The following is a 12218-nucleotide window of genomic DNA, read 5'->3' as shown; positions in this document are numbered from 1 at the left end:
ACGAAAAGCTTGCGGAGAGGCGGCGTCAGGAAGGCACGGCTGTGCGACAAGGTTGTGATTGACCAGATCACTGCCCAGCAACTCCGGACGCGATCGCAGTGTGCTTTGCGTAACCGCGAATCCTCTCGCTTAACCCCACGAGACCAACGTTGCCAAACGCTAAGACCAGGACGCCAGCAGTAGGGCGGATCGCCGAACCTGCGGCTCAAGGACGCCTCCAGGCGATATGTTAAACCTGTTCGGTTTCGTGCGCTCAGTGGTGGCTGTAGTGAACTTCAGCTTGCGCTTGCTAGAAGGGGTTCGTATCGGCCACGCCCGTCCGTTAGAACAATTTAAGAACCCTTGCTTAAACCGCGAAATTCGCTCGCTGACGCGCTTTCCTGCATTTTCATAGGCGGACATGCATCCGCAGCACTTTGCGCGTAAGCGGCGCAATAAAGCGGGATAATGCACCAAAATGGATTGGCGGGTGCTTGTCACGGGAGGTTGATCCGAGTATTTAGAGTCTGTGTTGCTGCCACTTGGCGAGTGCGCGACGTTCCAGGCAAGCCTTGGGAGGTTTCGTAACTTCGTCGGGTAACCCGCGAAGGGGCGGCAAGCCCTCCTTGTCGGTAACGGAAAGGAGGTAGGGGATGCGCATAGCATGCCCGATCTACCGTCCAGTGTCTGTAGTAGACTACTGGCGGTTCCGTCTGGGGCAGTGGGAACACGTTAGTTCGCACTGCCGCCGTTGGCCGCGTTGCACCGCGGTCTCGGCGTAATCCCAGACATCCCCTGATCAATCAACCTTCCAGGGGTCCCCACTGCGGTGGGGGCCTTTCCGGTACCTGTCGTTCAACAGGTTGTTGATTTTTAAGATCAAAAAATGGAGTTGACAAGGAGTCTGCGGACAAATTGTCCGAAGCGAATTGGCAAAAAACTCAATTCGATTCCTGAAAGGCATTTCGTTTCATACACTTAAAAAAGGTCGCGGCGTCTAACAAAAAAATTTCCAAGAGTCAATCTCTGAACCCTGTGGACTGGTATGTATAGCCCCGAAAATTCGAGCTATCCCCACGATGCACCGAACGCCGCTCGTAGGGAATCCTTCAAATCAGTTCGTTAATAACACCTCCATGCATACTACTCGCTAGGTTGATGTCGAACCGATGGCAGGCGGTTGGGTTTGCAACACAAGTCCTTGCTACGGGCCCACATGAGTGCTACACACGTCGCTATACACGAGCGAAAAAACATAGCAAATTCAACGCGGATAGAAGCTTGGAGCCCTGTCCTCTTCTGGGCACCATTCCTGTTTCAGGCCGCCAAAAGCGGTCCAGAAACATCCCTAAAGAAGCCCGGTTTACCGGGTTTTTTTATTGCCTGATATTTCAATGAGTCCCATTCATCCAGACACTTTGTTGGCATCAATGCCCTGAGCGAAGGCCGATGGGTCGACGTTTGCTCACGCGGCCATATGGGGCGTCGTCTTCCGGCTGTCGGGAATAACGGTTAGAACCCCCATACCGGCTTCTCTGGCGGCGCTGATGAGCATTTCCCGGAGTTCGTCCATCCCGATCTGGCCGATGATGGCATCGGCGCAAGCCTTCACGGCGACGACATATTCCTCTCCGTCTTCAAACGGCCAGTCCACCATCAGCACCTCGGCGGCGTCGCGCAGCGTCCTGACGATCCTGCGCTTTTGCCGGCCACCGAGAAAGAGAACAAGAGGCGAAAAATCCGCCGATGTGTTCCATTGCATGGCACTTTCTCCCCAAAGATTAGAATATTAGTAACAATGCAAGAAGCGTGCCGTCAACCGGTCGAGGCGCTTTCTGGAGGTCTCGATCCATCCACCTGAGTACCCGCAGAGACGTTCGCGAAATGGCCTTCACAACGCGCGAGCTTCGGCCGCGCGACGATGGCTCGAAAGCCTGCCGCTGCGGCGCACCGAAGAAGAGGGCATGGCCAAATATTCGATCGTCGACCCGTCCGAAGCAAATGCCAGCTTCGACTATCTGAGGATGGAGCTTCCGGTCGAACGTTTCCGGCAGTCGCCTCCAGAGGCTTTCTGACCGCTTGAAGCGCCTACCGCACCGGCTGATAATGGCCGCGCAGCGGCACCTTGTCGTCCATCGAGATGAAACCGTCGCGTTCGCAGACATACATCAGCGTCGGCATGCCGCCGGAGCGGAAGATCTCGTCGTAACGGCGGCGGATCTGAACGGTTTCGGTGCGGCAATTATAGGATTCTTCTTCTTTCTTGTCCGGCTGCGCCTTGACGCCGGGAAGACCCTTGTAGGGATAGAGGGGTTGCACGCCGGCTTCGATCGATTTCGTCCAGTCGACGGCAAGGGCGGACGACGGAGCAAGCCCGGACAGGGCAACGAGCAGCATCGGAAACATCATCACAAACCGCATCGGAAGCCGCATGGCAACTCTCCTGCCGGCAACAGGCCGTTCTCAGGATGTAGGGAAAGCAAAGGCCGGCATCAAGCGGCCGCAGCGGGCGGCTTCCTGAAATAACTTCTGATAACGGGGTGGCCGAAGAGGCCGGCGAGGATCGCAAAACCCGCGCCGACGACGAAACCGGCGAGAAGACCGCCGATGATGCCGGCGACCAGCAGGATTTTCCTGCTCGGACCATCGGCCTTGACCGGCGGTTCGGCCGGCGAGATGACGCGAATGTTACTCTGGTTGAGGTTCTGCTCCTCGCTCGTCTGGCTGGAGCGCTTCAGAACCGTCTCGTAAATATCGCGCGCCGCCGTCGCCTTGCGCTGCAATTCGTTCAATTCCACCTGCTTGTCGGAAGTACTCGCCTGCAAAGCCTTCTGCACGGCGAGTTCCTTGGCGACGCTGTCTTCGGCGGCCTTGGCCTGCTCGTATTCGCCCCTTGCCGAGGTGGCGAGGCGCTGCAACTCGCCCTTGATTTCGCCTGATATGCTCTGCAGCGAGGAGCGGGCCGCCTGCAGGCGCGGATGACGCGCGCCCATCTGGCTTTCGAGGCTGCCGACGGCGGCGGCCTGGGTGGCATATTGCTGACGCAGGCTGACGAGCGGCGAGGTGACGCCGCCTTCCGCCTGGTTGCCGGCGACAACGTCCTCGACGCGGAGATTGGCGACCGCATCGGCACGCGCTTTGGCCTGGATGGTCTTTTCCTGCGCCGTTACCAGCAGCGTGTTCAGCGAGACCAGCCGCTGATCGGAGATCAAATTGCCCTCGGTCGCGGCCATGTCGTTGTCGGCGCGGAAGGTTTCGACGGCCTGCTCGGCCTCCAGCACCTTCCGGCGCAGATCGTCGAGGCGTCCGTCGAGCGTCGAGGAGGTATTTTCGTAGATGCCGTTCGAGGCGCTGTTTTCTTCTTCGGTGAAGGAGGTGACGACCTGGTTGGCAAGCCTTGCGGATTTTTCCGGATCGTTCGTCGTCGCGGCAAGCGAGACGACATAGGTGCTGGCCTCGCGAGTGATAACCAGCGCCTTCTGCAGCGTACCGATCACGGCGGCGCCATCGGTGCGGCCGCCGGTGAATTCCGGATCCTGATCAAGCTTCATGGCCTTGATGACGCGGCGCAGCACATTGCCCGAGGTCAGGATCTGCACCTGGCTGTCGATCAGCGTCGAGATCATTTCCGGCGAGGGTCCCGAAGATTGCGCACCTGGATCGGCAAGGCCGATCTGGCGCGGATCGAAATAGAGACTGCTGACGGCGGTGAATTTCTGCCCGATGAACGGCGCCAGCGCTCCGCCGGCAACGCCGCCGAGAAGCGCCAGACCGAGCACGACCAGCCGTCGGCTCCAGATCGCGGCGATACTGGAGCGCAGATCGAGAAGGGGCGCATCAGGCGCAGGTGCAGCGTTCGACGGCGCGGCGGCGACAGGCTGTTTCTGAGGCGGAGGCGGAGGCGCCGGACGCTCGGATTGCCGGGTTTGCGCAACCCTTGCCGCCGGCGGCACAAAGGCAGGAGGGGGGGCAGGAGGGGCGGGTTCCGGCGGCGGAGGGACGAAATCGTCCGGACGAACGACAGGGCTGCGCATACGCACGCCTTCCGGCGCAGTCTGAGGTGGCTCAAAACTGCGCCAGCCGGGAAGCCGGCTTACCCTGTTCCTGTCATACTGGTTCATACGCGCACTCGTGTCCCGCCCAGCGTGAAAGACTGAAGCCGAGGTGCCGAGACTTTAGAAATTCTTAGCTAACGGACCGTTAAAATAATTTCAGCGACGCGATGTTGCGATTTGACGCGGTTGCGAGGGGTAACGATGAGGGCGAGACGACATCTGACAGCGCTGCTGCTTGCCGCGGCGCTCGTCCCCTCGCCGGCCCTTGCGGCGGACGCGCCCTGTTACCGCGGCGTCAATCTTTCCGGCGGCGAATATGGCGAACGCGACGGCACCTACGGCACCAACTACACCTATCCCAGCGAAGAGACGATCGGCTATTTCGCCGAAAAGGGCATGACGATCGTCCGGCTGCCCTTTCGCTGGGAGCGGCTGCAGCCGGCGCTCGGCGGACGGCTCGACGAGGACGAACTCAAACGGATCAAGGATACCGTCGGCCTGATCCGCAAGCACGGCATGGCCGTGCTGCTCGATCCGCATAATTTCGGTTATTACGACAAGACCCAGGTCGGCACGGCGCCGGTGACGGATGCCGCCTTCGCCGATTTCTGGGCAAGGCTCGCGGTCGAATTCGCCAATCAGGACGGCATTCTCTTCGGCCTGATGAACGAGCCGCACGACATCAAGGCGACGGACTGGCTCACCGCCGCCAATGCGGCGATCCGCAGCATTCGCGCCGTCGGCGCCCGCAATCTCATTCTGGTGCCGGGGACGGCGTGGAGCGGCGCTCACAGCTGGGAGAAGGACGTGATCGGCGGCGCCAACGGCACTGTCATGCTCGGCGTGCGCGATCCACTCGATTTCTACGCCTATGAGGTCCACCAGTATCTCGACGTCGATTCCTCCGGAACCCACCCGACCTGCGAAGGTGCGGACGGCGCGGTCGAGGCGATCGCCGGCGTCACCGCCTGGCTGAAGCGCAACCACAAGCGCGGCTTTCTCGGCGAATTCGGCGCCGCCGCCGACAAGGATTGCATGAGCGGGCTGACCGAGATCTACGCCACCATGTCAGGCAATGGCGACGCCTGGCTCGGCTGGTCCTATTGGGCGGCGGGCGACTGGTGGCCGGCGGACGAGCCGTTCAACGTCCAGCCGCGCAAAGGCCCTGAGCGACCACAGATGCGGCTTCTGGCCGAGGCGGCAAAGGCCGATACCGGCACTTGCTCCGCGGTCAAGCCGGCGAGGAAATGAGAATGGCGGTCAGCGACCACAAAGCTGCGACCTTCGCTGTGGCCGGCAACCGGCTCGATGGCGGCGGCGCAGCGGCGCGCGTCGATTACCCGGTGCTGTGGCTCGGCCTGCTATCGGTGCTCTACAACGGCATTCTCGCCTTCATCAACCACAACATCATGCCGCTGTCGATGACGCATGTCGCCGCCAGCGAAGGCCTGATCATGGCGAGCGCCATCATCTACATCCTGCACAGGGGCATCTACGAGACCGATCTGCCGGCCTTCCTGTTCCTGCTGTTCACGCTCGTCGTGACCATCTATGTCAGCGTGCTGAACCGCATGCTGTTCATCGATCATTTCCGCAATATTCTGATCATCTTCTGCTTTACCGGGCTCGGGGGCTGGAGCAACGAGAAGACGATGAAGCTCGCCTTTCGCTGGGCAAGCCTTACGGTGCTGATCTTCCTGATCTTCGAGATCATCAGCGTGCCGTTCTTTGTCAGCATCGTGCATCCGTCCGATTATTTCGCCAATACGCGCGGGCTGCTGCCGCTGAGCTACAACACGACGGGCCTGTTTCAGAACGCGCTCGGCTTTCCCGAGCGTTTCTCCTTCGGCATTATCGACCACCGTTCTTCGTCGATCTTCCTCGAGCAGGTGTCGCTCGCCAATTTCTGCGGCGTGATCGCGATCTACCTGATTTCCATGTGGGAAAGAACAGGCCGCTGGGACCGGCTGCTGTTCATCGCCACGGCCGTGCTGATCCTGGTGACGAACGACACCCGCACGATGCTGATCTTCTGTTTTGCCTGCATCGTCGGTTATTTTGTCTTTCCGAAGATCCCGAAAAATTTCAATCTGGCGCTGATGCCGCTGATCGTCGCTGCGGGTTTTCTGGTCTACACCGTAAAACCCAATGCGACCGGCGACAACTTCACCGGCCGCATCAACCTGACGATGAAAAAGATCATGGAACTCGATCCGCTCGCCGTCCTCGGGCTTTCGGTCGACCGGGTCGCGGAATTTGCCGACAGCGGCTATGTCTACCTGATCTACGCAGCAACGATCTTCGGCGTCATCGCTCTCTGGCTGTTCGTCTGCCTTTTTCCCGCCGGGCGCACGGCGGCGCAGCGGCGCTGCGCCCATTCACTTTCTCTTTTCATTTTTCTGAATATGATGATCGGGGGAACCGCCGTTTTCTCGATGAAGATCGCCGGTCTCCTCTGGTTCGTCGTCGGATATATGCGCTTCCACGACAGCCCGCGCATCCGGCAGGGTGGTCCGGCAGATGTAGAGAGTTGACCGCAGCGGCACGGTTCTGACCGACGCCCGAGGGAGCAAGACGCCAGATGCTTGTCCAGCTTCAATATCTGCGCGCCGTCGCGGCGCTGATGGTCGTTTATTTCCACGCGATATTGCAGCTTGCCAAGGTCAATCCGGCGATCGACGCCACCGCCTTCGTCTATGGTGAAACCGGCGTCGACATCTTCTTCGTGCTCAGCGGTTTCGTCATGTGGCTGACGACGAGCGGGCGGGCGATGGGCCCTGTCGATTTCGCCCGCCGGCGCATCAAAAGGATCGTTCCGCTCTATTGGCTGGCAACGCTGTTTTCGGCTGCCGTGGCGCTCGTGGCCCCGTCACTGCTGAAATCGACGGTGTTCGACCTGCCGCATCTCATTGCCTCGCTGTTCTTCCTGCCGTGGGCCAATCCCGCCGATCCCGCCACGATCACGCCGGTGGTCGTGCCGGGCTGGACGCTGAATTACGAAATGTTCTTCTACTTCGTTTTCGCGCTGCTGCTGCCGCTCCGGGAAGTCCGCCGCATACCGGCGATGTTTGCCGTCTTTGCCGTCGTCCTGATCGCCTGCCGGCTGCTGCCGGAAACGACGGCCACCCGGTTCTACGGCGAGCCGATCATATTGGAGTTTCTCGCCGGCGTCGTGCTCGGCTGGCTCTACGGGCAGAAACTGCTTTTGCCGAACCGCTGGGCGTGGGCGGTGCTTGCGCTGGGTTTTGCATTTCTCTTCATCAACGAGGCGCTGATGCCGCCGGAAAGCCGGTTCTACGCCTGGGGTATACCGGCGATCTTCATCGTCTATAGCGCTGTTTCGATCGACTTTTCCAGGCTGCCGGTTATCGGCTGGCTGAACTATCTCGGCGACTGTTCCTACAGCATCTATATCACCCACGCCTTCACGCTGGCTTTCCTGAGGGTCGCCGCCGACCGCCTGCCGTTCGCCATCCTGCAGCAGCCTGTACTCTTCGTCGTCCTGGCGCTGGTGCTCTCGTCGATCGGCGGTGCCATCATCCATGAAATCACGACGCCGCGCCGGAAGGTGGCGATCGCCAGCCACCCGCCGGGCTAAAACATGTCGCGCTCCCCCGGATACGGCTGTCGTGCTTCATATCCTTGCTTTCCCGCATCTCGATGTCGCAAATTGCTCAGCGGCTTTGCGCGACATGCTTTATTTCAGCCAATGAAGGCGAGAATACACATCCAGGCGGCGCTGGCGGCACAGCTTTTCCAGCAACTTCTCCTAAGCTGAGCAGCGATGAGAGAACTTGCAGGAACGTGATGGTTTATCTTGCAATTTGTCGCATGAATGAAAGCGCACCGGCCTATTCGCGGCCCAGGGTTTGATCTAAGCACGGCGGCGATCTTGCAGAGGGAAGAGGGAAAGACATGAGAAGCTATGTATTGACGGTATCCTGCAAATCGACGCGCGGCATCGTGGCGGCGATCTCCAGCTATCTGGCCGAGAAGGGCTGCAACATCATCGACAGTTCGCAGTTCGACGATCTCGATACCGGCAAGTTCTTCATGCGCGTCTCCTTCATTTCCGAAGAGGGCCTGTCGGGCACCGAGATCGACGCCGATTTTGCCGCTGTCGCCGCGCCCTTTGCGATGGATTACGAATTTCACGACAGCGAGAGCCGCATGAAAGTGCTCTTGATGGTGTCGCGCTTCGGCCATTGTCTCAACGACCTTCTCTATCGCTGGAAGATCGGGGCGCTTTCGATCGACATCGTCGGCGTCGTCTCCAACCATTTCGACTACCAGAAGGTCGTGGTCAATCACGACATCCCCTTCCACCATATTCCGGTCACCAAGGCCAACAAGGTGCAGGCCGAAGCCCATATCATGGAGGTGGCCGAGCAGACCGGCACCGAGCTGATCGTGCTCGCCCGCTATATGCAGATCCTGTCGGACGAGATGTGCCAGAAGATGTCGGGCAAGATCATCAACATCCACCATTCCTTCCTGCCGTCCTTCAAGGGCGCCAACCCTTACAAGCAGGCCTATGGCCGCGGCGTCAAGCTGATCGGGGCAACGGCGCATTACGTCACCGCCGATCTCGACGAAGGCCCGATCATCGAGCAGGACACGGCGCGCATCACCCATGCGCAGTCGCCGGACGACTATGTCTCGATCGGCCGCGACGTCGAAAGCCAGGTGCTGGCCCGCGCCATCCACGCCCATATCCACCACCGCACCTTCATCAACGGCAACCGCACCGTCGTCTTCCCGGCAAGCCCCGGCAGCTACGCTTCCGAACGCATGGGTTGAGCGCCGCCGAGACCCACATCTCTTTTGCTGGCAGACGACAATCTCCCGTTGCCTGCCAGCAGCAAGTATTTGATTATCTCGTCCAATAGGTAATCGAATCATGCTGCGGGAGGGGTGATGACCGACGAGGCGCTTGTTGATCGCATGGCGCTGCCGCGTCCGGACGTCACCGTCGCGGACGCGGAAGAGATCCTTCTTGCCCATTACAACCTGTCCGGCGCCCTTGCCGAACTTGGCAGCCAGCAGGACCGGAACTACCGCGTCGATAGCGATCGCGGTCGCTACGTCCTGAAGATTTGCCATGCTGCCTACGAGACCCGCGAACTCGAAGCGCAGAATGCAGCGATCCATCACCTCAAAAGCAAGCAGGATGCGCCACGCGTTCCCAATGTGATCGCCACGAATGACGGGCGCGAGATCGTCGTCCTGACCGTGCGCGGGCAGGGCTACCAGGTCCGGCTGCTGGAATATCTGGAAGGCCAGGGGTTGACGGAGCTGAATTATGTGGCGCCGGCCTCCGTCGCCGCACTCGGCGCCCTCTGCGCAAGGCTGGCGCAGGCGCTTGCCGACTTCAACCATCCCGGCCTCGACCGCAGCCTGCAATGGGATCTGAGGCGGGCCGGGCCGGTCGCGGTGCAGCTGCTTTCCGCCATCACCGACAGCGCCGCGCGCGACCGGATCGCCAAGACGATGGTGATGGCCGTTCGCCGTATCCAGCCGCTGGCGCCGTCGCTTCGGCTGCAGGCGGTGCATCACGACGTCACCGGCGACAATGTCGTCGGTCACCGCAATGCCCATGGCCACACCATCCCCGACGGGGTGATCGATTTCGGCGACATCATCCGCGGCTGGCTGGTCGGCGATCTCGCCGTCACCTGCGCTTCGCTGCTGCATCAGGCAGAGGGCGACCCTTTTCATATCCTGCCCGCCGTGACCGCCTATCAGGCGATCTATCCGCTGACGGCGGAGGAGTTGAAGGCGCTCTGGCCGTTGGTGGTCGCGCGCGCGGTCATTCTCGTCGCCAGCGGCGAACAGCAGATTTCGGTCGATCCGGAGAATGATTATGTCCGCGGCAATCTCGACCGCGAGTGGGCGATCTTCGATACGGCGATGTCCGTTCCCTTCGAGCTCATGGAAGCGGCGATCCTCAAGGCGGCCGGTGCTGGTGTTGCCGCCCCGGAAACATCGGGATGGCTGCCGCTGCTGCCCGACATCGATCCCGCCGGGATCGCCTATGTCGACCTTGGGGTGCTGAGCCCGCATTTTTCTGCCGGCAACTGGCTGAATTCCGACATGGACTGGCGGTTGCTTGCCCGCGCTGCGACCGAAAACGGAACGGCAGCGACGCGCTTCGGCGAATATCGGCTTTCCCGGGCGGGAACCGCCAGGAGACAGGCGACCTGCGCTCTGCATGTCGACATCTGTCTTGCCGCAGGCAGCGCGGTCGCTGCGCCCTTTGCCGGCCGCATCGGCTGGAAGGACCAGCATCTGACGCTGACCGGCGACAGCATGACCCTTCGCCTCGACGGGCTCGACCTCGCGGTCGAGGATGGGGCCGAGATGGCCGCCGGCGACCCGCTCGGCACGGTTGTCGGAGAGGCTACGTCGCTCGGCGGGCTGCGCGTGCAGCTTTGCAGCGTCGCCGGGCTCGAGCCGCCGCTCTTTGCCACACCGCACGAGGCAGCGGCATGGTCGATGCTCTGCCCTTCTCCCTCGCCGCTTCTCGGCCCAGGAGCAGATGCGCCACGACCTGCCAGCACCGAGCTGTTCGCCAGGCGGCAGGCGCATCTCGCAGGCGCGCAGAAGAACTATTATGCGGCGCCGCCGCAGATCGAGCGCGGCTGGCGGGAGCATTTGTTCGACGTCGAGGGCCGCGCCTATCTCGATATGGTCAACAACGTCTCCATTCTCGGCCATGGCCATCCCAAGCTCGCGGCGGCGATCAGCGCCCAATGGCTGCGGCTCAACACCAATTCACGCTTTCACTATGCCGCGATCACGGAATTTTCCGAACGCCTCGCCGCACTGGCCCCGGATGGGCTCGACACGGTCTTCCTTGTCAACAGCGGCTCGGAGGCGACCGATCTGGCGCTTCGGCTGGCGCAAGCCCATAGCGGCGCCCGCAACATGCTCTGCCTGCTCGAAGCCTATCATGGCTGGTCGGCGGCGAGCGACGCCGTCTCCACCTCGATCGCCGACAATCCGCAGGCACTGACCACCCGGCCCGACTGGGTGCATGCCGTCGTTTCGCCGAATACCTATCGCGGCGCATTCCGCGGTCCCGACACTGCGAGCGCCTACCTCAGCGCCGTAACGCCGGTGCTGGAGGCGATCGACGCCGGCGGCGAAGGTCTTGCAGGTTTCATCTGCGAATCGGTCTATGGCAACGCAGGCGGCATTCCGCTGCCGGACGGTTACCTCGCACAGGTCTATGCCGAAGTGCGCGCCCGCGGCGGGCTCTGCATCGCCGACGAGGTGCAGGTCGGTTATGGCAGGCTCGGACATTATTTCTGGGGCTTCGAGCAGCAAGGGGTCGTGCCCGATATCATCACCGTCGCCAAGGGTACGGGCAACGGCCATCCGCTCGGCGCCGTCATTACCACGCGGGAGATTGCCCAGTCGCTGGAGAAGGAAGGCGCATTCTTTTCCTCTACCGGCGGCAGCCCGGTCAGCTGCGTCGCCGGCATGACGGTGCTCGACATCATCGCCGAGGAAAAGCTGCAGGAAAATGCCCGGACGGTCGGCGATCATCTGAAGGCGCGGCTTGCGGCGTTGATCGACCGCTATCCGGTCGCGGGCGCCGTGCATGGCATGGGCCTTTATCTCGGCCTCGAATTCGTCCGCGACAGAACGACGCTGGAGCCGGCGACGGAGGAGACGGCTGCCATCTGCGACCGTCTGCTTGCACTCGGCGTCATCATGCAGCCGACCGGCGATCACCAAAATGTGCTGAAGATCAAGCCGCCGCTCTGCCTCAGCATCGAAAGCGCCGATTTCTTCGCCGACATGCTGGAAAAAGTGCTCGACGAAGGCTGGTGACACAGGGCTACCGGCGTTAACCAAATCGGTCATTTCGAGGCTTTTCGAATTTTCGCGAAACGCCCATTGCCTGAAACAGTCAGGCTTCCTATGTCTGCCGCGGTGATCGATGAAACTCTGATTCTGTCATGCGAATTTTACGAAGAGCTGATATGTTTCTTTCTGTAAGTTCAAAGTTCGGCGGAATGAATTTTTTCGGATCGTCGATATTTTGACACGTTTCGGAATATGTTTCTGGCAGGCTATCGGGTAATCTCTACCAAGTTAGTAGATTACAAAAGGCAGCCATCACCGGCTCCGGGCTCTTCCGGGACCACTCAAGCGCAACGCCAACGCAAGGAACGA

At 60.9% G+C, this 12218-nt stretch carries 8 protein-coding genes; 5 read left to right on the top strand and 3 right to left on the bottom strand.

What is annotated here, in order from left to right:
* Positions 1 to 1444: 1444 nt before the first annotated feature.
* The 3 genes from RHEC894_RS01300 to RHEC894_RS01290 form a co-directional block, all read right to left on the bottom strand.
* The gene (locus RHEC894_RS01300) at positions 1445 to 1741 is read right to left on the bottom strand and encodes a DUF982 domain-containing protein (protein WP_085735674.1); all 297 of its coding nucleotides are present in this window, start codon (positions 1739 to 1741) and stop codon (positions 1445 to 1447) included.
* A gap of 326 nt (positions 1742 to 2067) precedes the next feature.
* Entirely contained in the window at positions 2068 to 2400 is a 333-nt protein-coding gene (locus RHEC894_RS01295) for a hypothetical protein (protein ID WP_085738811.1), read from the bottom strand.
* A 71-nt stretch (positions 2401 to 2471) separates the two neighbouring features.
* Positions 2472 to 4100: a GumC family protein gene (locus tag RHEC894_RS01290; protein ID WP_085735673.1), complete on the bottom strand. Its 1629-nt coding sequence runs from the start codon at positions 4098 to 4100 to the stop codon at positions 2472 to 2474.
* Positions 4101 to 4235: 135 nt separating this feature from the next.
* Here RHEC894_RS01290 and RHEC894_RS01285 point away from each other — a divergent pair, with 135 nt between their 5' ends.
* The 5 genes from RHEC894_RS01285 (at position 4236) to RHEC894_RS01265 (ending at position 11873) form a co-directional block, all read left to right on the top strand.
* Positions 4236 to 5285 carry a glycoside hydrolase family 5 protein gene (locus tag RHEC894_RS01285; RefSeq protein ID WP_010067144.1) on the top strand — a complete coding sequence of 350 codons (1050 nt, stop codon included), beginning with the start codon at positions 4236 to 4238 and terminating at the stop codon, positions 5283 to 5285.
* Between the two features lie 2 nt (positions 5286 to 5287).
* Entirely contained in the window at positions 5288 to 6568 is a 1281-nt protein-coding gene (locus RHEC894_RS01280) for a hypothetical protein (protein ID WP_085735671.1), read from the top strand.
* Between the two features lie 47 nt (positions 6569 to 6615).
* The gene (locus RHEC894_RS01275; RefSeq protein ID WP_085735669.1) at positions 6616 to 7632 is read left to right on the top strand and encodes an acyltransferase; all 1017 of its coding nucleotides are present in this window, start codon (positions 6616 to 6618) and stop codon (positions 7630 to 7632) included.
* Between the two features lie 317 nt (positions 7633 to 7949).
* Positions 7950 to 8834: a formyltetrahydrofolate deformylase gene (gene purU / locus RHEC894_RS01270; protein ID WP_085735668.1), complete on the top strand. Its 885-nt coding sequence runs from the start codon at positions 7950 to 7952 to the stop codon at positions 8832 to 8834.
* Positions 8835 to 8951: 117 nt separating this feature from the next.
* Positions 8952 to 11873 (top strand): aminotransferase, encoded by a 2922-nt coding sequence (locus RHEC894_RS01265; RefSeq protein WP_085735666.1) that lies wholly within the window; start codon positions 8952 to 8954, stop codon positions 11871 to 11873.
* The last annotated feature ends 345 nt before the right edge of the window (positions 11874 to 12218 follow it).

The organism is Rhizobium sp. CIAT894, from assembly GCF_000172795.2.
Taxonomy (GTDB): domain Bacteria; phylum Pseudomonadota; class Alphaproteobacteria; order Rhizobiales; family Rhizobiaceae; genus Rhizobium.
Note: the sequence above shows the minus strand (reverse complement) of the source record. Positions and strands in the feature narration are given on the sequence as shown.